Annotated in this window: 17 protein-coding genes and 2 pseudogenes; 13 read left to right on the top strand and 6 right to left on the bottom strand. The window is 37.7% G+C overall.

The window, feature by feature from the left end; translation table 11 throughout:
• Nucleotides 1-471: 471 nt before the first annotated feature.
• The 4 genes from rpoB (at nt 472) to H6F32_RS08300 (ending at nt 10603) form a co-directional block, all read left to right on the top strand.
• Nucleotides 472-3837: a DNA-directed RNA polymerase subunit beta gene (rpoB, locus tag H6F32_RS08285; RefSeq protein WP_190368856.1), complete on the top strand. Its 3366-nt coding sequence runs from the start codon at nt 472-474 to the stop codon at nt 3835-3837.
• 75 nt (nt 3838-3912) lie between these two features.
• The gene (locus tag H6F32_RS08290) at nt 3913-5805 is read left to right on the top strand and encodes a DNA-directed RNA polymerase subunit gamma (RefSeq protein ID WP_190368857.1); all 1893 of its coding nucleotides are present in this window, start codon (nt 3913-3915) and stop codon (nt 5803-5805) included.
• 57 nt (nt 5806-5862) lie between these two features.
• Entirely contained in the window at nt 5863-9969 is a 4107-nt protein-coding gene (locus H6F32_RS08295) for a DNA-directed RNA polymerase subunit beta'' (protein ID WP_190368858.1), read from the top strand.
• A gap of 88 nt (nt 9970-10057) precedes the next feature.
• A complete protein-coding gene (locus H6F32_RS08300) occupies nt 10058-10603 on the top strand; it encodes a GIY-YIG nuclease family protein (RefSeq protein WP_190368859.1) in 546 nt (181 codons plus the stop codon).
• Nucleotides 10604-10876: 273 nt separating this feature from the next.
• Here H6F32_RS08300 and H6F32_RS08305 read toward each other — a convergent pair whose 3' ends face one another.
• Complete coding sequence (locus H6F32_RS08305) at nt 10877-12433, bottom strand: AAA family ATPase (protein WP_190368877.1); 1557 nt, start codon at nt 12431-12433, stop codon at nt 10877-10879.
• Nucleotides 12434-12692: 259 nt separating this feature from the next.
• Between H6F32_RS08305 and H6F32_RS08310 the strand changes: the two genes are divergently transcribed.
• The 7 genes and pseudogenes from H6F32_RS08310 to H6F32_RS08340 all read left to right on the top strand — a co-directional run bounded on the left by H6F32_RS08310 (nt 12693) and on the right by H6F32_RS08340 (nt 17126).
• Nucleotides 12693-13262, top strand: coding sequence for a GNAT family N-acetyltransferase (locus tag H6F32_RS08310; RefSeq protein WP_190368860.1), 570 nt, complete (start codon nt 12693-12695; stop codon nt 13260-13262).
• Nucleotides 13262-13795: a hypothetical protein gene (locus tag H6F32_RS08315; protein WP_190368861.1), complete on the top strand. Its 534-nt coding sequence runs from the start codon at nt 13262-13264 to the stop codon at nt 13793-13795. The genes H6F32_RS08310 and H6F32_RS08315 overlap by 1 nt, the downstream gene beginning before the upstream one ends.
• A 153-nt stretch (nt 13796-13948) precedes the next feature.
• Nucleotides 13949-14318: pseudogene (locus H6F32_RS08320) on the top strand (tyrosine-type recombinase/integrase); the annotation flags it as partial.
• Between the two features lie 230 nt (nt 14319-14548).
• Complete coding sequence (locus tag H6F32_RS08325; RefSeq protein ID WP_028088675.1) at nt 14549-15379, top strand: EcoRI family type II restriction endonuclease; 831 nt, start codon at nt 14549-14551, stop codon at nt 15377-15379.
• A gap of 12 nt (nt 15380-15391) precedes the next feature.
• On the top strand, nt 15392-16420 hold the full coding sequence (locus H6F32_RS08330) for an adenine-specific methyltransferase EcoRI family protein (protein ID WP_190368862.1): 1029 nt from the start codon (nt 15392-15394) through the stop codon (nt 16418-16420).
• A gap of 77 nt (nt 16421-16497) precedes the next feature.
• Nucleotides 16498-16782 (top strand): DUF5674 family protein, encoded by a 285-nt coding sequence (locus H6F32_RS08335; protein WP_190368863.1) that lies wholly within the window; start codon nt 16498-16500, stop codon nt 16780-16782.
• A complete protein-coding gene (locus H6F32_RS08340; protein ID WP_190368864.1) occupies nt 16779-17126 on the top strand; it encodes a hypothetical protein in 348 nt (115 codons plus the stop codon). Before H6F32_RS08335 ends, H6F32_RS08340 begins: the two co-directional genes overlap by 4 nt.
• Before the next feature lie 41 nt (nt 17127-17167).
• On the opposite strand, the pseudogene H6F32_RS08345 reads toward H6F32_RS08340, so the two are convergent.
• Both H6F32_RS08345 and H6F32_RS08350 read right to left on the bottom strand, forming a co-directional pair.
• Nucleotides 17168-18514: pseudogene (locus tag H6F32_RS08345) on the bottom strand (ATP-binding protein); the annotation flags it as partial.
• Entirely contained in the window at nt 18508-18840 is a 333-nt protein-coding gene (locus H6F32_RS08350) for a hypothetical protein (RefSeq protein WP_190368865.1), read from the bottom strand. The pseudogene H6F32_RS08345 and the gene H6F32_RS08350, both read right to left, overlap by 7 nt.
• 561 nt (nt 18841-19401) lie before the next feature.
• On the opposite strand from H6F32_RS08350, the gene H6F32_RS08355 reads away from it, so the two are divergent.
• The gene (locus H6F32_RS08355; RefSeq protein WP_190368866.1) at nt 19402-20244 is read left to right on the top strand and encodes a D-alanyl-D-alanine carboxypeptidase family protein; all 843 of its coding nucleotides are present in this window, start codon (nt 19402-19404) and stop codon (nt 20242-20244) included.
• 237 nt (nt 20245-20481) lie between these two features.
• On the opposite strand, the gene H6F32_RS08360 is transcribed toward H6F32_RS08355, so the two are convergent.
• Nucleotides 20482-21558: a PIN/TRAM domain-containing protein gene (locus H6F32_RS08360; RefSeq protein WP_190368867.1), complete on the bottom strand. Its 1077-nt coding sequence runs from the start codon at nt 21556-21558 to the stop codon at nt 20482-20484.
• Nucleotides 21559-21935: 377 nt separating this feature from the next.
• Here H6F32_RS08360 and hemW point away from each other — a divergent pair, with 377 nt between their 5' ends.
• Nucleotides 21936-23120 carry a radical SAM family heme chaperone HemW gene (hemW, locus tag H6F32_RS08365; RefSeq protein ID WP_190368868.1) on the top strand — a complete coding sequence of 395 codons (1185 nt, stop codon included), beginning with the start codon at nt 21936-21938 and terminating at the stop codon, nt 23118-23120.
• Between the two features lie 27 nt (nt 23121-23147).
• Here the strand turns inward: hemW and H6F32_RS20510 are convergent, their stop codons facing one another.
• Entirely contained in the window at nt 23148-23261 is a 114-nt protein-coding gene (locus tag H6F32_RS20510; RefSeq protein ID WP_313926618.1) for a hypothetical protein, read from the bottom strand.
• Between the two features lie 171 nt (nt 23262-23432).
• Entirely contained in the window at nt 23433-23930 is a 498-nt protein-coding gene (locus tag H6F32_RS08375; protein ID WP_199294518.1) for a restriction endonuclease subunit S, read from the bottom strand.
• Nucleotides 23931-24174: the final 244 nt, after the last annotated feature.

Consider the following 24174-nt stretch of genomic DNA (forward strand, 5'->3'; position numbering starts at 1 on the left):
AAAAAAAATGCTCTCTATAGATCATCATCCTTGGCAACCTTGGCTAAATCAACACTTTCAAAATTATTCTCACAACATTTTCCAGATTTTGACAACAGTAACGGATCTGTATCAAACCTATATAAACTCCTTAAATGAATTAAAAGAAATTAAGCCGTGAATAAACCCATAAACATATCAAAATGCAAATTTTCACCAAGCCAAACTGCAAAATACCCAGTTTTGGCAATTTTTTATCAGTATAGGTGAGGTGTTAAACGATTTTGAATCTTGTTTAAGTCTTAGATTTTAGATGATGTCACTTCTAATCCAAAATTAACAACAAGCGAAAAATCAAGAAATAAATATCTTCTACATACTGTAATTCATTGTTCTGTGAGATATTTCATAAGGAGTCAAGATCGGTAATGTTTACTTCGCACTCCGCACCCATATTACATTAAGTTTAACCAGGTTGAGAAAGGTACAGGCATGACTAACGAAAAATATATGGAATCCGCCTTTTTATTACCCGACTTAATTGAAATTCAGCGTTCTAGCTTTCGCTGGTTTTTAGAAGAAGGGTTAATAGAAGAGCTTAACTCATTTAGTCCTATCACAGACTACACTGGCAAATTAGAACTACATTTTTTAGGACAAAATTATAAACTAAAAGAACCTAAATACAGTGTTGAAGAAGCAAAGCGTAGAGATAGCACCTATGCAGTACAGATGTATGTACCTACTCGTCTATTGAACAAAGAGACAGGAGATATTAAAGAAAACGAAGTATTTATAGGTGATCTGCCCTTAATGACAGATAGAGGCACGTTTATTATTAACGGAGCAGAACGAGTTATAGTTAATCAAATCGTGCGTTCTCCAGGAGTATATTACAAATCAGAAATTGACAAAAACGGGAGACGTACCTATTCCGCCAGCTTAATACCTAATCGGGGGGCTTGGCTGAAATTTGAAACAGATCGTAACGACTTAGTGTGGGTAAGAATAGATAAAACCCGGAAACTATCAGCCCAGGTACTACTAAAAGCACTAGGTTTATCAGACAACGAAATTTTTGATGCCTTAAGACATCCAGAGTACTTTCAGAAAACCATCGAAAAAGAAGGGCAATTTTCTGAAGAAGAAGCACTGATGGAATTATACCGCAAATTACGGCCGGGTGAACCACCAACCGTATTAGGTGGACAACAATTATTAGACTCACGCTTTTTCGATCCCAAGCGTTACGACTTAGGCAAAGTGGGGCGTTATAAACTCAATAAAAAGCTCCGTCTGTCCGCTCCTGATACTTTAAGAGTTCTGACATCAGGAGACATTCTTGCAGCCATTGATTATTTGATCAACCTAGAATATGACATAGGTAGTATTGATGACATTGATCACCTCGGAAATCGCCGAGTGAGAAGCGTAGGCGAACTATTGCAAAACCAAGTCAGAGTAGGCTTAAATCGTTTAGAGAGAATCATTCGGGAAAGAATGACAGTATCTGATGCCGAATCTTTGACACCAGCATCCTTAGTCAACCCTAAACCCTTAGTAGCAGCCATCAAAGAGTTTTTTGGTTCAAGCCAGCTAAGTCAGTTCATGGATCAAACCAACCCCTTAGCCGAATTAACCCATAAACGCCGTTTAAGTGCTTTAGGTCCTGGTGGTTTAACCAGAGAGAGAGCGGGTTTTGCCGTGCGAGATATTCATCCTAGTCATTACGGACGGATATGCCCCATTGAAACACCGGAAGGACCAAATGCTGGGTTAATTGGTTCATTAGCTACCCATGCCAGAGTTAACCAGTATGGATTTCTAGAAACACCATTTAGACCAGTAGAAAACGGTAAAGTTCTCTTTAACGTACCTCCGGTTTACATGACTGCCGACGAAGAAGACGATCTGAGAACAGCCACTGGTGACGTACCACTAGATGAAAATGGCTACATCAAAGGACCAGTCGTACCCGTGCGCTATCGCCAAGACTGGACCACCACCTCCCCAGAACAAGTAGACTACGTAGCTGTATCCCCAGTACAAATTGTCTCAGTAGCTACCAGCATGATTCCCTTCTTGGAACATGATGATGCCAACCGCGCCCTCATGGGATCAAATATGCAACGGCAAGCAGTACCATTACTCAAGCCTGAAAGACCCTTAGTAGGAACAGGTTTAGAAGCTCAAGCTGCTAGAGACTCAGGAATGGTTATTGTTTCCCGTACCGATGGTGATGTAGTATATGTAGATGCTACAGAGATCCGAGTTAGAGTGAGTCATAAACTAGGTGACAGACTACAAGGAACAGGTAACAGTGGAGAAGACATACAAGAGGTAATAGGAAGTAAACCAGAAGAAATTACATATTACCTATCTAAATATCAACGCTCTAACCAAGACACCTGCTTAAACCAAAAGCCCCTAGTGAGAATTGGTGAAAAAGTGGTAGCAGGACAGGTATTAGCCGATGGTTCATCTACAGAAGGTGGTGAATTAGCTTTAGGGCAAAACATTATTGTCGCCTATATGCCCTGGGAAGGCTACAACTATGAAGATGCTATCCTGATCAACGAGCGCTTAGTGCAAGAAGATATATACACATCCATCCACGTAGAAAAATTTGAAATCGAAGCTAGACAAACCAAACTTGGTCCAGAAGAAATTACTAGAGAAATACCCAACGTTGGTGAAGATGCCCTCAGACATTTAGATGAACAAGGTATTATCCGTATTGGCGCGTGGGTAGAAGCAGGTGATATTCTTGTAGGTAAAGTTACCCCCAAAGGAGAATCAGATCAACCACCAGAAGAGAAATTGCTGCGAGCGATATTCGGTGAAAAAGCCCGCGATGTGCGCGATAACTCTCTACGTGTTCCCAATGGTGAAAAAGGTCGGGTTGTGGATGTACGCTTATTTACCAGAGAACAGGGAGATGAATTACCACCTGGTGCAAATATGGTAGTACGGGTATATGTTGCCCAAAAGCGGAAAATCCAAGTAGGCGACAAAATGGCAGGAAGACATGGTAACAAAGGTATTATTTCCCGTATCCTCCCCGCCGAAGATATGCCTTATTTAGCAGATGGCTCTCCAGTGGATATCGTGCTTAACCCCTTGGGCGTACCCAGTCGTATGAACGTGGGACAAGTATTTGAATGTTTATTAGGTTGGGCAGGTCATAACTTAGGAGTGCGGTTTAAAATTACACCCTTTGATGAGATGTACGGAGAAGAATCGTCTCGCCGCATTGTCCACGGTAAGTTGCAGGAAGCTAGGGATGAAACAAGTAAAGATTGGGTATATAATCCCGACGATCCTGGTAAAGTCATGGTATATGACGGGCGTACAGGAGAACCTTTTGATCGTCCTGTAACTGTAGGTGTGGCCTATATGTTGAAACTAGTGCATTTAGTAGATGATAAAATTCACGCCCGCTCCACAGGTCCCTATTCTCTAGTGACGCAGCAACCTCTGGGCGGTAAAGCACAACAAGGTGGTCAAAGGTTTGGGGAAATGGAGGTATGGGCTTTGGAAGCCTTCGGAGCAGCTTATACGTTGCAGGAACTACTCACGGTTAAGTCTGATGATATGCAGGGTAGAAATGAAGCACTGAATGCCATTGTTAAGGGTAAAGCTATACCTCGCCCTGGTACACCGGAGTCTTTCAAGGTGTTAATGCGAGAATTACAATCATTAGGCTTAGACATAGCCGTGCATAAAGTAGAAACTCAAAGCGATGGTAGTTCTCTTGATGTGGAAGTTGATTTAATGGCTGATCAACTTTCCAGGCGTACGCCCTCTCGTCCTACTTATGAGTCTTTCTCTCGTGAGTCCCTCGACGAGGACGAGTAAAACACTTAATTGGTAACTGGTTATTGATATACCAATTACCAATCACCAATCACCAATCACTAATCACCAATTATTATGAGATCCCCCCAATCTAATCAGTTTGACTACGTAAAAATCGGTTTAGCATCTCCTACCCGTATTCGTCAATGGGGAGAACGTACTTTACCTAATGGCCAAGTAGTTGGCGAAGTGACTAAACCAGAAACTATCAATTACCGCACTCTCAAACCGGAAATGGATGGTTTATTCTGTGAACGCATTTTTGGACCGGCTAAAGACTGGGAATGTCACTGCGGTAAATATAAAAGAGTACGTCATAGAGGTATTGTCTGTGAACGCTGCGGTGTGGAAGTTACAGAGTCCCGCGTCCGTCGTCATAGAATGGGTTTTATTAAATTGGCCGCTCCTGTTGCCCATGTATGGTATCTCAAGGGTATTCCTAGTTATATCGCTATCCTCCTAGATATGCCTTTACGAGATGTGGAGCAAATTGTTTATTTTAATGCCTACTGCGTCCTCGCTCCCGGTAATGCTGCTAGTCTTACCTACAAGCAGTTATTGACTGAAGATCAATGGCTAGAGTTAGAAGACCAGATTTATAGTGAAGATTCAGACCTAGTTGGTGTGGAGGTGGGTATTGGTGCGGAGGCTTTATTACGACTTTTGGCTGATATTAACTTAGAAGAGGAAGCGGAAAAACTCCGGGAAGAAATTGGCGGAGCTAAAGGACAAAAACGGGCAAAGTTAATTAAACGTCTGCGGGTGATAGATAATTTTATTGCCACTGGTTCTAAGCCAGAATGGATGGTGATGGAAGTGATTCCTGTCATTCCACCTGATTTGCGACCAATGGTACAGTTAGATGGCGGTAGGTTTGCTACTAGTGATTTGAATGATTTATACCGTCGGGTAATTAACCGCAATAACCGTTTAGCTAGGTTGCAGGAAATTCTCGCTCCTGAAATTATTGTCCGTAATGAAAAACGGATGTTGCAAGAAGCGGTGGATGCTTTAATTGATAATGGTCGACGTGGACGTACTGTGGTCGGGGCAAATAATCGTCCTTTAAAGTCTCTGTCAGATATTATTGAGGGTAAACAGGGACGCTTCCGACAAAATCTCTTAGGTAAGCGGGTAGACTATTCTGGACGTTCTGTAATTGTGGTGGGTCCAAAGTTGCAAATTCACCAATGTGGATTACCCAGAGAAATGGCTATTGAGTTATTCCAACCTTTTGTGATTAATAAGTTAATTCGTTCGGGAATGGTCAATAATATCAAAGCCGCTAAGAAGCTGATTTCTCGCAATGATGCGTCTATTTGGGATGTTTTGGAAGAAGTAATAGACGGACATCCGGTGATGTTAAACCGCGCTCCAACTTTGCATAGATTGGGTATTCAAGCTTTTGAACCGATTTTAGTGGAGGGTAGAGCTATTCAATTACATCCTTTAGTATGTCCAGCATTTAATGCAGATTTTGACGGGGATCAAATGGCGGTTCACGTTCCTTTATCTTTAGAAAGTCAAGCAGAAGCACGATTATTAATGTTAGCTTGTAATAATATTCTCAGTCCTGCTACTGGCAGACCTATTGTGACACCTAGTCAAGATATGGTGCTAGGAGCATATTATTTAACTGCTGATAATCCCAATGCAACAAAGGGTAAGGGAAAGTATTTTTCATCTTTGGATGATGTAATTATGGCATATCAACAGGATCAGGTTGATTTACATAGTTATGTCTATGTGCGGTTTGATGGTGATGTGGAGAATAATGAACCAGATACAGAACCGCTAGAGGTAATAGAAGATAAAGATGCTCAAGGGAAGTTAATTAGTCGGACATTGATTTATAAGTATCGTCGTGTGCGAGAAGATGCTAATGGCAATTTAATTTCTCAGTATATCTACACTACTCCTGGTAGAGCAATTTATAACAAGGCTATTCAGGAAGCGATCGAAGCGTAAGTAGACAGCAGGGAGAATTATATTTCACTAATTACCAATTACCAATTACCAATATATATGACTAAACCAGTTTTTCGTAATCTCGTTGTTAACAAAGGTAAACTTAGAGACTTAATTGCTTGGTCTTTTACCCACTATGGAACTGCTAGAACTGCTATTATGGCAGATAAACTCAAGGATCTGGGTTTCCGTTATGCTACTAGGGCAGGTGTATCTATTAGTGTGGATGATTTGATGGTTCCACCATCTAAAAAAGAACTGCTAGAAGCAGCAGAAGAGGAAATTCGTGCCACTGAAGAAAAATATCAACGTGGGGAAATTACGGAGGTTGAACGCTTCCAAAAGGTAATTGATACCTGGAATAGTACTTCTGAATCGCTTAAAGATGAGGTGGTGGCGCATTTCAAAAAAACTAATCCTCTTAACTCTGTATACATGATGGCTTTTTCTGGTGCACGAGGTAATATTTCCCAGGTGCGTCAGTTGGTGGGTATGCGCGGTTTGATGGCAGATCCTCAAGGGGAAATTATTGATCTACCTATTAAAACTAATTTCCGCGAGGGTCTGACGGTAACAGAATATATTATCTCTAGTTATGGTGCGAGAAAGGGCTTAGTAGATACGGCATTACGCACCGCAGACTCAGGATATTTAACCCGTCGTTTGGTTGATGTATCCCAAGATGTGATTATTCGGGAGTTTGACTGCGGTACTAATAGAGGGATTAGTATGCGGGCAATGACCGAGGGTAATAAAACTTTGATTAAGTTGGCTACTCGTTTGATGGGGCGGGTAGTGGCAGAAGATGTGCTGCATCCTGAGACTAAGGAAGTTATTGCTTTGCGTAATACTCCCATAGATGATGATTTGGCGATCGCTATTCAAAAGGCAGGAGTTAAGGAGGTAATAGTACGTTCTCCCTTAACCTGTGAAGCAGCGCGTTCTGTATGTCAGCATTGCTATGGTTGGAGTTTAGCCCACGCCAAGATGGTAGACTTAGGCGAAGCAGTGGGAATTATCGCTGCTCAAAGTATTGGTGAACCAGGGACACAGTTAACCATGCGGACTTTCCACACTGGGGGTGTGTTTACCGGGGAGGTAGCACAGCAGGTGCGATCGCAAGTGGCTGGTATCGTGAATATACCGCGCAAATTGCGTATTCGTCCCTTCCGTACTCGTCATGGTGAAGATGCTTTTTATGTAGAAGCTAATGGTAGTTTAACCGTAGCCGGGGAAACTAAACTTTTGAGTCAAGAGATTCAAGTTACCCAAGGTTCTACGCTGTATGTAGGTGATGGACAGAAAGTGATAGCAGGAGAGTTAATTGCCGAAGTAGCATTAGGAGGTAGAACAGCCAAAGCAAACACAGAAAAAGCAGTTAAAGATGTAGCTTCTGATTTGGCAGGTGAGGTAAAATTTGCAGAAGTAGTAGCCGAACAGAAAACAGATAGACAGGGCAATACCACTACCACAGCTTCCAGAGGCGGTCTAATTTGGATTTTGTCAGGGGATGTGTATAATTTACCACCGGGTGCAGAATTAGTAGTAGGAAATGGGGACCATGTAGCTGCTAATGGAGTTTTAGCAGAAACTAAGCTGACTTCTGTGCATGGTGGTATAGTGCGTTGTCCTGAAGTAATTCCAGGTAAGGCTACTAGAGAAATTTACATTATTACTGCTTCAGTAGTTTTAGAAGAGGCTACGGTGACAGTACAAGGTAGTCAAGGACGCAATAGCTATTTAATTACTACTACTAATAACCAAGAGTTTCATTTACGCGCAACTCCAGGATCTAAAGTACAAAATGGTCAGGTAGTAGCGGAATTGATAGATGATCGTTATCGCACCACCACTGGGGGATTTTTGAAATTTGCTGGAGTAGAGGTACAGAAAAAAGGTAAGGCAAAACTGGGTTATGAAGTGGTACAGGGAGGAACCTTACTGTGGATACCAGAGGAAACCCATGAAGTCAATAAAGATATATCTTTATTGTTAGTGGAAGATGGACAATACGTGGAGTCAGGTACAGAAGTAGTTAAAGATATTTTCTGTCAATCTGGAGGAGTGATAGAGATTACCCAAAAGAACGATATTCTTAGGGAGATTGTGATTAAACCTGGGGAATTGTTGATGGTGGATGATCCTGAGACAGCGATGGAAAGGAATGATACCTTTGTCCAACCTGGGGAAGATTTACAGGGAACAACAGTGACAGAATTGCGGTATATCCAATATGTAGATACACCAGAAGGACCGGCATTATTAAGTCGGCCAGTGGTAGAGTTTGCGGTTCCGACCATTCCTGATGTACCTTCTACTACTGCTGTGAGTCAAAATACCAGTCGTTCTATTGAATTACGGGCAGTACAACGCATTCCCTATAAAGATTCAGAACGGGTTAAATCTGTGGAAGGGGTGGAGTTATTACGGACGCAGTTGATATTAGAGATTGGGCAAGATGCTGAAGAACATGGTGCTTCACCTTTAGCAGCAGATATTGAGTTAATTAATGATCCTGAGAGTCCAGAGATTCAAAGATTGCAATTGGTGATTTTAGAGTCTTTGGTGATGCGTCGAGATATTGCTGCGGATGCGACTCAAGGAAGTACCCAAACTAACTTAGAAGTGCAGGATGGGGATCAAATTGGTGCTGGTGCGGTGGTAGCGAGAACTCAGATTTTATGTAAAGAAGCTGGGGTAGTGCAGGGTATTCAAAAGGGTGCAGAAACGGTTAGACGTTGTTTGATTCTGCGTGATGATGATTTGGTAAGGGTAGAATCTCCTGTTGTTCCTAGAGTCAAGGTGGGAGATTTGGTAGTCGAAGGTGGCGAAATAGCTGAGGGTGTTGTTGCCATAGAGTCAGGACAGGTAATTGAGGTTAAGAGTCAGGAGTTAGGAGTTACCAATTACGAATCACAAATTACGAATCACCAATATACAGTAACCTTGCGTGTTGGCCGTCCATATCGAGTTAGCCCTGGTGCAGTATTGCAGGTAGAAGATGGGGATTTGGTACAACGAGGCGATAACTTGGTGCTATTGGTATTTGAACGGGCGAAAACTGGAGATATTATTCAAGGTTTACCACGAATTGAAGAACTATTAGAAGCACGTAAACCCAAAGAAGCCTGTATATTAGCTAGACGGGGCGGAGAAGTGAAGGTGGTATATGGTGATGGAGATGATGTAACATCAGTACTACGTGAAGCCTATTCTGTGAAGGTAATTGAAAGTAATGGCGCGGTGAGCGATTATCCATTAGGTCCAGGACAAAATTTAATTGTACCTGATGGTAGTACGGTAGCTGTAGGCCAACCTTTAACAGATGGACCTTGTAACCCCCACGAGATACTGGAGATATTCTTTAGTTTAGGTGCTGTACCTAATGATGAAACAGGAGATGATGGTGTTTACGCCTGTGCTAGTTACGCTTTACAGAAAGTACAAACTTTCTTAGTCAATGAGGTACAAATGGTCTATCAGTCTCAAGGGATTGATATTTCTGATAAACACATTGAAGTAATTGTGCGTCAGATGACGAATAAGGTACGTATTGATGATGGTGGCGATACAACAATGTTACCTGGGGAGTTGGTAGAATTACGCCAAGTGGAACAGGTAAATGAGGCAATGTCCATTACTGGTGGTGCAAGAGCGCAATATACACCAATGTTATTAGGAATTACCAAAGCATCATTAAATACCGACAGTTTCATCTCAGCAGCTTCTTTCCAAGAAACAACTAGGGTATTGACAGAAGCAGCAATAGAAGGTAAGTCTGACTGGTTGCGTGGTTTGAAGGAGAATGTGATTATTGGACGGTTAATACCAGCTGGTACGGGTTACAATACCTTTGAGGAACCGGGAGCAATGGAAGATTATGCGTTAGATATGGGCGCTGGTGTGTTGGATGAGGCCGATGATCCTTTAGATATGGTTTTGGATGACCGTACTGCTAAGTTATATAGTTTAGAAAATGATTTAGCAGAATCAGGATTTGGCAAGATAGGTGATGGTTATGGTATTCAAAATCAACGTGCAGTAATTGATGATGATGATTTGATTGCTGATGAAATTGCTGATCTGGCTGATGAAGATTTTGATGATGATGTGGATGATGAGGGTGATGATGAAGGTGATGATGATTTTGAAGAGGATGAGTAAATAAAATGGACAATGGGTAATTGGTAATTTGTTTTCACCAATTACCAATTACCAATTACCAATTACCAATTACCAATCACCAACTTTGATGACTACTATAACAACAAATCCACCAACCTTAGCAAGTTTAGAATATTTCCCCTATATTGATAGTTCAGGAAATTTACTCAGAGAATTAGAAAAGAAAATTGGTGTTTATGCTATTTTCAATCAAGATAAACATCTAGAATTTATTGGTTATTCTCGTGATGTTTATCTCAGCTTAAAACAGCATTTAGTTCGTTTACCTGAAAAGTGTTACTGGTTGAAATTTGTCGTTATTGAACGTCCTAATCGTAGCATTTTAGAAGATATTACCAAAATGTGGATCGAGGAAAATGGTACAATTCCTCAAGGTAATGCTCAGGATAAAGAAAAATGGCATGATCCTATTAATGTCACTCTATTAATGACAGAAACCGAAAGAAACAACTATGAGATAGCAATTGATGATTTAGCCAAAAGTAAGGTTTTAAAAAATGTGGCTAGACGAGTAGAGGAGGAAATTTGTCAAGTTTTAAAAGCTAGAGGTGTCCATACTGAAATTAAGTTTAATCCTAAATTGAAAGATTTGGGTTTGTTGGATTTAAAATAACTTCTTAATTTAAAAAAAAACGGTGTTGCTGAGTTGGGGTATGATGAAAGTTTCACGCAGAGGCACTCCAGGTACACAAGAGTAAGATTTTCATTTTTGTAACTTTTCCATTTCATACTCTAATCCAGCATCACACTAAAAAATCTGTTGAGTGGGTGCGTCAGATATCAACAATTTGGTTATTTACATGATTTATACTGTCTGACGTGGTTGGTGAGCTTGTCGAACCACACCCCACCAATGTGCCAGTTGCGTAAGTCCTGAATATAATACTCACGCCCTAATCACAGTAATTCTACGTTGATTTTCTGTCACCACCACCTCAGTTGATAAACGCTCTTCCATTGGTAGGGCATTTTTCCTCCTATCAAACACAAATAACCAACCAAAATCCAACCCCAAACGCCCTAAATAGGATTCTAATTGTTCAATACCATCAGCTTGCGGATCGCGTTTTTTATCCCGCCATACCTTTAACTCAATACCTAAAATTACATCTTTATAACGCAGACATAAATCCATTCTATCACTACCAATTGCATATTCCCTTTCTAACATTCCACCACCATTAACCACACGATGTAAAAAAGCCATTAATACAATATGTGGTGCAATTTCATGATAAGCAGCACTACTTAATAAAGGTTCTCCATGTTGTCGCCAAAACTTGAGAAATGCAGTTAATAAAGCATCAGGATTTAATTCACCTTTGGGAGTCAACCAACTAGGACTAATCAGAGGTAAACTATCCTGAGTTCCTTGTACTAAAACACGGGGAATAACTTCACGATAAATCGGATTAGAAATAACCAATCCCCCCATTGGATCACGTCGCAATAATCCTAAATCTATTAAATATTGGCGATCATCTGCTAGAGTATCGGGTAAGGTTTGCCCTGCTAAAATTGGTTCAATAATGTTTTTAACTCGTTTTTCCCTGAGTTTTTCAGCTAAACTATCTAAATGAGTATCTTGACGAGTAATTAATATTTCCTTAGCTTTTAAAATATCTTCTTTTGTAATAGCAATACTTCTATCTTTAACCATTTTTTCTACAATTTCTTTAGCTAAAGCATTCACTAACCAAGGTTGTCCTTGGGTTAAATCAAATGCTGTTTCTATAGCTTCTGGTGTGAAAATTTGTCCTGTTGCTGCTGTATGTTGTTGATATAATTCTCCCACTTCTTCAATATTAAAATTTCTCATAGTCAGAGAAGCAACTTTAATATTAAAAGGACTAGATGTATTTAGTCTATCACTACCACCAGATGCAACTTTATAATCTCGCACATCTCGTAAACCAATTAATCCTACAGATGAGGGAAAATTTTCGGGACGGTTAGGAAAACCATCTCTTAATTGTCGTAAAACTGAAATTAATGTTTGGTCTTGTAAAGAATCAATTTCATCTATAAATAATATTAAAGGACGATTTATAGCTTTTGCCCAACCTGATAAAAAAGTTTTAATTCTACTTCCTGGTTCTTCCTGTTGCCATTGTTTAACAGGTGGTTGAAATTCTTTGGGTAAACGTATGGAAATAGTATCATACCAAGTTCCCAAAATCGCTAATTCTGCTGCACTGGGATCATGATTAAATGCACTTCCTACTTCTACTGATACCATTACTGCTAGATAATTTCCTGTATCAGTAAGTTGCTGTGCTAGGGATAACATGGCGGTGGTTTTCCCTGTTTGTCGTGGTGCATGAAGGACAAAATAACTTTCTTGTTCAATTAACATTGATAAGTCGGGTAAACGACTGGTGGTTGAGAGTGTATAGTTTTTTTTAGGGTTACAGGGACCTGCAATATTAAACCAGCGAGTCATGATCATTTTATTATTTAGTGAACTCTTTAAGTTTACACATTTATTTAGGAAAATTATGATCTGGCATTATAAAAAGATTTACTGGTTGCGGCTGTGGTATGATTAAGGGTAGTTGTATGGTTTTCACATTTGCGGGAGGTAAATTCATGGTTTTGGTAATCGTTAAACCAAACATTAAGGGAGGTTCTAATTATCCGAGTAATAAATGATAGTATTTTAGTTTGTTATCACAGTCATTTTCACCAACAAGGAGTAATGAGTGCAACTGCAAGTTCAACTAATTCGTGGTGAAGATAGCACCCTTGTAAATGCTTATTTAGTGGAACTGGCACAAAAGCACGTTGACGATTATCTATTGCTGTGGAAAAGCCAACTAAATTTATATATACAAGCTGATAAATTTTGGGATTGGGAGTTTAAACTGAGATTTATTGCCAGCAGTTCCAACCGTGAAGGTTATGCTATTGAGTGTGAAGGTGAAACCCAAGGATTGATGCTGATGGAAACTCAGATGCACGGTTCACGCATTACAGAGGGTAAACGCTTAGTATATCTTGATGGAATTGCTACAGCACCTTGGAATCGTCAGGATGTGCAACGTCCACCACGATACAAGGGTGTTGGGAGTGTATTTCTGCTATTTGCCCGCACCCGTAGTTTAGAATTAGGTTATGAAGGTAGGGTAGGTTTACATTCTTTACCAGGGACAGAAAAATTCTATGATAATCAAAGAATGCTAGATTTAGGGCAAGATGAAGATTACGATGATTTAGTTTATTTTGAGTATGGTGTATGGCGTTCTCATAACAAAAACAGTGAGGGTAAGTAATGAGTCAGCAAGAATCTAATTATATTCCGTTTACCTCTAATCAAGAATTAGCAAACCCGATGGATTTATTGCTAAATGAAGAATGGTTGAGAAAAAGCATTTTAGCTGAGGAAGAAGTAGGTGGTAATATTGGTGCTGGTTTAGATTGGGGTTCTGGTTTTGAACAACTGTTGTTGAATCCTGAATTGTTTTATCGTTTAAAAACTTTGCGGATTTCTTTGAATCGAGAAGTGCGTTTGTTACTCAAAGATTGGAATTTGGGAACTGCGACTTCTATAGCATTTGCTACCGCGAGAGAGAAGTTATTGGAAAGATTCAGGCTACCTACATCTACTGTTAAAGAACATATTCAAGCTGTGTTACAAAAGGATGAACTTTTTGGGGAGGAGTTTATTTCCAATCATCAGGTGTTGCGCGAATTGCTTGGGGTGATGTTGACAGAAAAAGATTGGGAAAGTATTGCTTCAGTGGCGGCGGATTGTTTAAAGCAGCAAATTATGAATCAGGTTTTGGTTGATAATATTTCAGCTTAGTGATCAGTAAAAATAATAGTGCGATCGCATATCTCCACATCACTAAAAACAGCGATTCCTACGGTTCACTTCGCTATTAAACCAGCGAGTCATAGGATTTTATTATGTAGTGGACATTTTGATTGTAGATGATTTTGGGATTAAGGTGTTTGACTGGAAAATATTAATTGGATGCGAAGAGATATATCGAGATGGTTTAGAAAAGTGGGAATTGAATTTCAACCTGATGATTTACGCCATGCTTGTGCAATTCGAGCGCATTTTCAGGGAATACCAATTAAAGCAGCAGCAGATAATTTAGGTCATACTGTTGATGAACATACAAAGACTTATCAAAGATGGTTTGGGATTGAAAATAGATAGGAAAAAAGCCTTTGGTGAGGTAATTAGTCAAAAGTCGTTAATTGAATTGCAGAAGAATGAAATTTTGGCGTTGAGGATGGAGAATGAAAGGTTAAGGTTGGAGGTGGAAAAGTTGAGATTGTTGGTTGAGATTGTTGGAGAATGTCTAACAATCCAATAGTGCTTAAGCCTGATCACATCTTGTACCAGAGCAGTTTTTTAGGACGTTGTTCCATAGGATGTTATACAGAAAAATTCTGCATAACTTGACAAGAATCGCCTCTAATATTTACTATATACCTGTATTCAAAAGTATTATACAGAAAATTTTTGTATAATACATAGTTATACATAAAAAGAACAAAGTACCAAAAGTTTTAAGTAAAAATGAGGTAATAGTAAAGAAACAATATGTCTAAAAAAAATCAATCAAAAAGATTAACGAATCAACATAAAGAGTCTCAAGGTGTAGTTGGTATATTTGGAAATGAAGCAAAGTCCCACGATATAGCAGTTGGACAAATTTCACGCCTTGTAATTAAACAGCTTGAAAAGGAATTTCCTCAATTATCTTTTAGATACAAAACAAGCATAAGTAAAAAAGAAATAAACGAAGCGTTACAGAAACTTGATTCAGAATTAGGGCAAACACTTTTTGTGCCAAATTCACATATTAAACCTGATGGTGGAATAATTCAAGTAAAAGACGATAACGGTAATTGGAGGGTGGTGCTTGTAACAGAAGCTAAACATCAAGGGAAAGACATTGAAAATATCCAAAAAGGAGAACTAGTTGGTAAAAAGAAGAATCAAGACTTGATGGCTGCTGGTAACGCAATAGAAAGAGCGCATAAAAACATATCAGAAATTGCTAATTTTATGCTGTCTGAATCCCATTTTCCCTACATCTTATTTCTGGAAGGGTCAAATTTTCTAACTGAAACTATTTCAATTAAAAGACCTGATGGAAGGGTGGTAACTCTTGATTATAGGAAGCTAAGTAGATTAGATAGATTGACCGCTGCAAATTATGGAATGCCAATTAACACTAATCTATGTAAAAATAAATTTGTTAAGCATCATGATAAAACAATTATGCTTCAAGCAGCTTCAATTTATACACAAGGAAATGGAGAAAAATGGGATGAACAAAAAATGTTTGATATTATGGTTGAAGTGTCTAAGTCCTCTCTTAAGGCATTAGGTAGTGAAATATTTAACCAAATTACCAATAACGAATAATACGGGTTGATAATGGCAAGAAAAGTACAGCACTCTTTGTTGAAAAAAGCAAAACAAAACAAAAATGACGAGTTTTATACACAACTTTCAGATATAGAAAATGAGTTAAAACATTATAAAAGTCATTTTAAAAATAAAGTAGTTTTTTGTAATTGCGATGATGCTCGGATTAGCAATTTTTTTAATTACTTCGCATCAAATTTCGCAGAATTGGGTATTAAAAAATTAATAACTGCTTGTTATAGAAAACAAGAAAGGGATTTGTTTGATACCGAAGAAGTTGAAAATGGTTTTTTCTTTGAATATACAGGTCTAGAGGGAGAAAGAATTAAACCAAGTTCAACTGACATCGTTCATTTTAAAGGTGATGGCGATTTTCGTAGTGCTGAAAGTATCGAACTATTAAAGCAATCCGATATTGTTGTTACTAATCCTCCATTTTCATTATTTAGGGAGTATGTGGCTCAATTAGTTAAATACGATAAAAAATTCTTAATAATTGGCAATATTAATGCTATCACCTATAAAGAAATATTTAAGTTAATTAAGGAAAACAAGGCGTGGTTAGGAATAAACCTTGGTAGAGGTATTTCAGGTTTTATTGTCCCCGAATACTATGAACTCTATGGCACAGAGACTAGGATTGATAGCTCTGGAAATAGAATAGTTTCTCCAAACAATTGTCTATGGTTAACTAATTTAGACACTTTTAAACGACACGAATATATTACTCTCACAAAGAGATATTTTGGAAACGAAATTGAATACCCCCATTATGACAACTATGATGGTATTAATGTTAATAAAACACAAGACATACCATTAGACTACAAAGGATTTATGGGTGTACCTATAACATTTCTACATAAATTCAATCCCGATCAGTTTGAAATAATTAAATTTAGAAAAGGGAATGATGGAAAAGATTTGTCAATAAATGGAAAATGTCCATATTTTAGGATTATAATCAAAAATAAACGAATATTGACTGAATTATCTAACAATAGAGGAATACCACAAGTGCGATCGCCAATCCTGTAGGGTGCGTTAATCAAATGTAATGCACCTTATCTCATTGGTTTAGTAAAAACATTTCTCGCTAAACTATAATCAACGAGATGCTTCAAGCCAATCGTTTCTATATTAAAACAGCCGTAGATATACGTCATCAAATTTTGGCAGGTGGAGGTGAAATGCACTCCGACTGCGAAACTATTTTACTTGAAAATGGAAGTCAACAGCAGGATATTTGGGGCGCGAGTTGGAATCTTATTTCTCAAGAAATTTTCTATGAATCAATGGTAAATCTCCGGCCACGTCAAAATAGATCAATGGAAATTTTAGATCCGACAATTCGTGAACAAGTCAAACAAATCATCCACAAATTATTAGGAGGTTTATGAATAACTGGACTGTAGAACAAATTACCTTTCGTTGTGAGCGTCTTTCTGTACGTCTGGAAAAATTAGCACAGAACTTTCTGCAAATGGCATCTCTCAGTTTAGATGAATTTAATGGGGAAGCGGTACTTGAGATTATTAGAGAAAGTAAAGTGTTTTTAGAACTGACAGCAATTGATTTAGATGTAGAGAATGCCTTTGAATTAGCTCAAATACAACGTCAATTATCCAAATGGCATATTCATTGGTTATCAATTTGGGCAAGTGATTCTAGTCGTCTGGAAATTTCCACGTTGTCTCAAACCTGGGCAAATCGAATTAGGGAAATGGCACGAGTTCTGGTTTAAATTCCCATCTCTTAACCTTGATATCCTCCTGTTAAAAATACTCACGCCCGAATCACAGTAATTCGACGTTGATTTTCCGTCACCACCACCTCAGTTGATAACCTTTCCTCCATTGGTAAGGCATTTTTCCGCCTATCAAACACAAATAACCAACCAAAATCTAACCCTAAACGCCCTAAATAGGATTCTAATTGTTCAATTCCATCAGCTTGAGGATCGCGTTTTTTATCCCTCCACACCTTTAATTCAATTCCTAAAATAACATCTTTATAACGCAGACATAAATCCATGCGATCGCTACCAATGGCATATTCTCTTTCTAAAAGTCCCCCACCATTAATAACACGATGTAAAAAAGCCATTAATACAATATGCGGTGCGATTTCATGATATCCCGTGCTACCTAATAATGGTTCTCCATGTTGTCGCCAAAACTTGAGAAATGCTGTTAATAAAGCATCTATATTTAACTCTCCCTCCGGGGTTAACCAAGTCGGTGCAATCATGGGTAAAGAAGCCATTGGTGTCACTGTTAATACTCTCGGTAACACTTCTCGATAAATGGGATTAGCAATAGTTAAACCTCCGTAGGGGTGCATTTTACATAATCCCAAATCAATGACAAATTGAATATCATCGTTTGGTATATTTCCTAATTCTAAACCTGCTAACATCGGTTCAATAATTGCTTTTATTCTTGGTTCTCGTAAGCGTTCAGCTAAACTATCTAAATGAGTATCTTGACGAGTAATTAATATTTCCTTTGCTTTTAAAATGTGTTCTTTGGTAATAGCAAGATTTCTATCTTTCACCATTTGTTCGACAACTTCTTTAGCTAAAGCATTCACTAACCAAGGTTGTCCTTGGGTTAAATCATAAGCTGTTTCTATAGCTTCTGGTGTGAAAATTTGTCCTGTTGCTGCTGTATGTTGTTGATATAATTCTCCCACTTCTTCAATATAAAAATTTCTCAAGGTAATAGAACTAGCTTTAATATTAAAAGGAATGGAATTATTTATTCGTTCACTACCTCCCGATGCTACTTTATAATCTTTGACATCTCGTAAACCAATTAATCCTACAGATGAGGGAAAATTTTCGGGACGTTTAGGAAAACCATCTCTTAATTGTCGTAAAACTGAAATTAATGTTTGGTCTTGTAAAGAATCAATTTCATCTATAAATAATATTAAAGGACGATTTATCGCTTCTGCCCAACCTCTTAAAAAAGCCTTAATTCTATTTCCTGTTTCTTCCTGTTGCCATTATTTAGCAAGTGGTTGTAGTTCTTCAGGTAAGCTATCCTCAACAGTATTATACCAAGTTCATAAAATTGCTAATTCTGCGGCACTGGGGTCATGATTAAATGCACTTCCTACCTCTACTGTCTTTTTCTAGTTCTTTTATTTTCACTCATCCGACAAACATAAGATTGTTTTCTTTCAGATTGAGTTTTTTGACCCTGTAACCATGCAGAAGTCATTGCTAAAGCAATCAATAAAATTATCCGCACAAGTCCATCGGGAGAAGCCAGAGAACCTTCTAAATTATAACCTCCAGTTTTACAAATAACTAATTGTGAGAGTGGTTTAAATAAGCGTGCTAAAATTAACTCAATAATTGGAAACCACAACAAAACCACACTCAATTGATTAGAGTTCAAAAATCTTTGTATATGAAGACGACGGCTATTTTCTTGTATTGGTAACGGCAAATTAGCGGCTAATCTTTCTATTCTGACTTATTTGTGTGTTTGAAGTATCCACACCAACATTTTTAGGGTGATTAACTGTCTATTAGTCAGGTATTTTTCGAGGATTTCTTGATAAAATGATGGTAGCATTTATTTTTGTGGTCTTGTTATTTTGACGAGACCATTCTTTTTTACCATCAAACTGCACCCTATAAATATCTGCTTAATAACTGTATCCCATTCTGAATAAGCACCAGATTTTTTCAGAGGGTCTATCACCTCAAACTATTTGTCTATCTTGGTTTCACCTTGCTTGTCGCCCCCTCAAGATCATAACATAATCAACTGTCAACTATCAACAATTTGGTTATTTACATGATTTATACTGTCTGACGCACCCTACAGCAGATTTTTTAGTGTGACACTTGCGTAAGTCCTATTGATAGAATAACCTTGAAATTGAAGTCCTAATCATGCTAAAAATGCTGCTAGAAAAATAGTTAGGCGCGAAGTGCGGAGTGCGGAGTGTGAAGTGCTTACTCCTGACTCCTGACAACTTAATACAACTACAGGAGTATAAACTTGAAAAATTCTGAATTGCACAAAAAACCTGATGATTCATCATCTGATCTAAATGATGATATACCCATTGCTGTAAGAGTGAGTTCTGATGTGAATAATAAAGTTAATATATCACCTTTAATGTTAATAATTGGTGGGCTAATTGGATTTATATTTTTATCTGTTGCTAGTGGTTTTTTCTTTTTTCTCACAGCACCTAAACAAACAACTAATTCTCCAACTTTACCAAATACCACAGCCGCAAACTTACCTGCAGAAATACCCCCAGCAAATTCTACCAATAACCCCATTAATAACAGTAATAACGAAAATGACGCAACTATATTAGGACATTTACCCTACCAAGAAGCTCCAAAATCAGAATTAATTCCCATTACTGCCGATGGTGAAATTAAAATGCGAAAAGCCGCCGCAGTCAAATTTCAAGCCATGTCACAAGCCGCCAGAAATGCAGGAGTAATATTATCACCAATTTCTGCTTTTCGTTCTGTAAAAGACCAAAATCAGTTATTTTTTGAAGTAGGAGCACAACGCAACCAAACCCCCGCCCAAAGAGCAGCATTAAGTGCACCTCCAGGACATAGTGAACATCATACAGGATATGCCATAGATATTGGCGATGGTAAAGTCCCAGCCACAAATTTACAAGCTACCTTTGAGAATACCCAAGCCTATTTATGGTTAGAAGCAAATGCAGCTAAATTTGGTTTTGAGATGTCCTTTCCTAAAGATAACATTCAAGGTGTAAGTTATGAACCTTGGCATTGGCGTTTTGTTGGTGATAGTCATAGTTTAGAAACATTCTATAAAGCTAGAAATATTAAACCTATACAAACACCTTAAAAAAGAATTTATAAATCAAGATTTGAGGATTTATAGGATTAAATTACCTACAGAAAATATCTTTAATAACCTCTTATCTTTGTTTAAGTTGCTTCTTCGTGGTTCAATAAAATGATTAGGTAGATATTATTATTTTACTCCAGTCACCTCTATAAAAAACATAATCGGTGCAATCATATCACACCGATTTACAGATGAGAACTGAATTTTCTACCCTAATTTTGCGCCCCATATTCCTCAAGCTAAAGCAGAAGTTTGCAACTTGGCAAAAATCATTCTTCCAGCAGAAGTTTGCAAAGCACTTGTCACCACAACTCGTAACTCAGCACCAACATAATTACTACCTTCTTCCACTACTACCATTGTACCATCATCTAAATAACCAATTCCTTGACTTGCTTCCTTACCTGCTTTGAGAATTTTAATATCAATATAATCTCCAGGAAGGTAATTAGGCCGTACCGCATTCACAAGATCATGAACATTTAAAACTGGCACTTTTTGCACACTAGCGACTTTTGATAAATTGTAATCATTAGTTAATAATGTACCATTAATTTCTTGAGCAAAACGCACTAATTTAGCATCCACAGTGGGAGTATCATCATAATCTACAGGATTAATTAAAATGCGTTCAGGATAGTTTTCTCTAATTCTATTGAGAATTTCTAAACCCCTTCTACCTCGGACTCGTTTTTGATCTTTACTAGCATCTGCTACTTGTTGTAATTCTTGTAACACAAATTTTGGTACTAGAATTAAACCTTCTAAAAATCCTGTTTCTAGTAAAGTTTCTATGCGCCCATCTATAATACAACTAGTATCTAACACCTTAGTATTAGCAGGCTTTAAAGTTCCCTCTACCACTAAAGTTTCCACAGTATTAGGGTTAATTAATCTTAATAAACCCCGTCCATGAGTATCTGCTAAATTCATGCCAGTAACAGAGAGGATAATACTACCAACAACTGCTACAAGGGGCTTAATAAAGCTAAAATCTGTGGGAATGGGTAGTAAAAATAATGGTGCTAACATCAAGTTAGCAAGTAATAAACCAATGACTAAACCGATGGCGCGGGTTAAAATCACTTCTAAAGGCATTTCCCGTACTTGAGACTCTAAACGTCGGTAAGTGGTTTGGAAACTGAGTCCAATTGCACCACCAATGATAGCAGCAAAGACGGCTACAACTAGGCGTAAAGCGTCTAAATTTGTGACTCCATTGAGAGTGCTAGGGGGAAGTAGATCGGTGCTGAAGAAACCTATTCCCGATGCTGCTAAAATAAATGAGAAAATGATAATGACATCCAGCATGGTTTTATTTATGAGATAAATTCCAGTATGCTTGATTATATCCTGTGGTGATATTAAGAAATATTACCTAGATTACCGTATATGGTAATTTATGAGAAGTTTTTAGAAATTATGGGAAAATTTGAGAGAGTTTTTTGGGGGTTTTCGGCAAAAATCAGCGATCGCAGCGATCGCGTAAGGCATTACTATAGCATTTATTACATTGATTCCATATTTATTACATATAGGACTTACCCAAAATATCACGAAAGTAGGGGTAATTCATGAATTACCCCTACAAAAGAATCGAATTTTTGATTACTTTCTGTGTCAGTCCTAACAAATTTATTGAATATAAACGCACAATAATGCTTAATTTATCATAATTAACCAAATTAATGAATAAAACAATTGATTTTACAATTCCCACTGCTGCGTACATTCATATTCCCTTTTGTAAAAGACGGTGTTTTTATTGTGATTTTCCCATATTTGTAGTTGGTAATAAATCACGGGGAGAAAACTCCCATACCATTAGTCAGTATGTAGAAATATTATGTCAAGAAATCACTAACTCCCCCATTTTTCAGCAACCCTTACAAACCATTTTTTTTGGTGGAGGAACGCCTTCACTATTATCTCCCCAACAATTAGCAGACATTTTAAAAACCTTAGAAAAGCGATTTGAAATTAGTTCTCAAGTAGAAATTTCCATGGAAATTGATCCAGGAACATTTGATTTATCACATTTAAAAAGTTATGCTAATTTAGGAGTAAATCGAGTTAGTTTAGGAGTACAATCTTTTCAAGAAGAACTATTAAAAAAAGCAGGAAGATCCCACACATTAACAGATATTTTCACAGCCATAGAATTAATTCATGAAGTCGTAATACCCGAATTTAGTCTAGATTTAATTTCTGGCCTACCACATCAAACATTATCACAATGGCAACATTCATTAAATCAGGCAATATCTGCTAAACCTACTCATATCTCCATTTATGACCTTACCATAGAACCTGGTACAGTATTCAATCGGTATTATCAACCAGGAGATGAACCTCTACCTAGCGATGAAAGCACCGTAACCATGTATAAAACAGCGCAAAAAATCCTAACAAATGCTGGTTATGAACATTATGAAATTTCTAATTACGCCCAAAAAGGTCATCAATGTCAACATAATCGAGTTTATTGGGAAAATCGCTCTTATTATGGTTTTGGTATGGGATCAACCAGTTATATTGCAGGTAAACGGTTTACTCGTCCGCGTAAAACCCAAGAATATTATCAATGGGTAGAAAATGGGGGAATAATTGATTGTCAAATTACATCATTAGAAGATAGATTATTAGAAACATTAATGTTAGGATTAAGATTAGCAGAAGGTGTAAATTTAAGTAATTTAATAGAACAGTTTGGAGATGATCAAGTATTGAAAATTAAAACTTGTTTACAACCTTATATAGATAAAAACTGGGTAGAAATTATGAATGATAAATTGCGACTTACAGATCCAGAAGGATTTATATTTTCTAATGTCATGTTATCAAAATTGTTTTTAACTGTTAGCAGTCAGTAGTCAGCTATCAGCTAATAAACCAAGTTGCTAGTTATTAATTTTCGGATATTTTGTAGTTTGTTGAGTTCCACAATTCAAACACTTAACCGACCGAATTTTTAAATCAAGTTTACCCCTTTTGTATCCACATTTAGAGCAAATTTGACTTGTTGCTTCTCATCTACTAATAACACGGAAATCCCTATGAAACTTTTGTGATTTAGCTTCACATTTAACATTGTGACAGTTGAGGGTGCGGAAGATAGGCTCAAATGCCTTTTTTCACTTTATATGTTTGTTTTGATGCTCCCTTTAATTTTTTCTCTACGTAATTTACCTCTGTGACAGTTTGGGGTGCGGAATGTGGGATTTATTTGTATTTGGCTGAATTAGGCTGGCAACGGCAGATTTATAAATGAGCATTGTTTCTTCAAGTGCTTTTTGACGAAGCGATCGCACTTCCCCAATTTTCCCCACCAGTTCCTCAACCCGCCCCACTATCCGCCTTTGTTCCTCTAGTGGTGGTAGGGGAATTGAATAACCTAGTACATCACTGGGACGTATTGCAGCATAATTAGTAGAACCTTGAGCAGCAATTTGATCACAAAATATAGGAGTACGAATAAAAAAGTTTAAAAACTGCTTATTTATTAAAGATTCATTAATTTCAAACAAAAAATAATGACTGCTGACAATTGCACCATCTAAATTTTCAGGGACAATACCAATACCGCCTATTTTTGCATCAATTTCAGCTACTAAAAACTCACCTTTTCTACAAACTTGTTGTTTTTTTGTTTTAATTTCAGCACCTTTGACAATATCTCTCAAAACAATTCCTTGTGCGTGAAGTTTTACACGACATCTTTTATAAGTCAGGACTTACGCAACTGGCACAGCGATCGCTAATTATTAGTATATGTGTACTGCAATAATGAAGATGTTATTGAATCAGACTGATTGAGAATTGTTAATAGTAATAGATTAAATAAATGACGGGTATTAATTTTATGAGAGAATGATGATAGGGTACATTAAGAAATTAATTAACGATGAAATTTACTAAACTTAATTA

The sequence above is a fragment of the Anabaena sp. FACHB-1237 genome (assembly GCF_014696225.1).
In the GTDB taxonomy this organism is placed as follows: domain Bacteria; phylum Cyanobacteriota; class Cyanobacteriia; order Cyanobacteriales; family Nostocaceae; genus FACHB-1237.

Excerpts from the sequence above, each read along its gene's own strand:
- H6F32_RS08340 (WP_190368864.1), top strand. The coding sequence starts at position 16,779 with ATGAATAACTGGACTGTAGAACAAATTACCTTTCGTTGTGAGCGTCTT.
- H6F32_RS08360 (WP_190368867.1), bottom strand. The coding sequence starts at position 21,558 with ATGCTGGATGTCATTATCATTTTCTCATTTATTTTAGCAGCATCGGGA.
- H6F32_RS08295 (WP_190368858.1), top strand. The coding sequence starts at position 5,863 with ATGACTAAACCAGTTTTTCGTAATCTCGTTGTTAACAAAGGTAAACTT.
- H6F32_RS08300 (WP_190368859.1), top strand. The coding sequence starts at position 10,058 with ATGACTACTATAACAACAAATCCACCAACCTTAGCAAGTTTAGAATAT.
- hemW (WP_190368868.1), top strand. The coding sequence starts at position 21,936 with ATGAATAAAACAATTGATTTTACAATTCCCACTGCTGCGTACATTCAT.
- H6F32_RS08335 (WP_190368863.1), top strand. The coding sequence starts at position 16,498 with ATGCTTCAAGCCAATCGTTTCTATATTAAAACAGCCGTAGATATACGT.
- H6F32_RS08290 (WP_190368857.1), top strand. The coding sequence starts at position 3,913 with ATGAGATCCCCCCAATCTAATCAGTTTGACTACGTAAAAATCGGTTTA.
- rpoB (WP_190368856.1), top strand. The coding sequence starts at position 472 with ATGACTAACGAAAAATATATGGAATCCGCCTTTTTATTACCCGACTTA.
- H6F32_RS08305 (WP_190368877.1), bottom strand. The coding sequence starts at position 12,433 with ATGACTCGCTGGTTTAATATTGCAGGTCCCTGTAACCCTAAAAAAAAC.
- H6F32_RS08325 (WP_028088675.1), top strand. The coding sequence starts at position 14,549 with ATGTCTAAAAAAAATCAATCAAAAAGATTAACGAATCAACATAAAGAG.
- H6F32_RS08315 (WP_190368861.1), top strand. The coding sequence starts at position 13,262 with ATGAGTCAGCAAGAATCTAATTATATTCCGTTTACCTCTAATCAAGAA.
- H6F32_RS08330 (WP_190368862.1), top strand. The coding sequence starts at position 15,392 with ATGGCAAGAAAAGTACAGCACTCTTTGTTGAAAAAAGCAAAACAAAAC.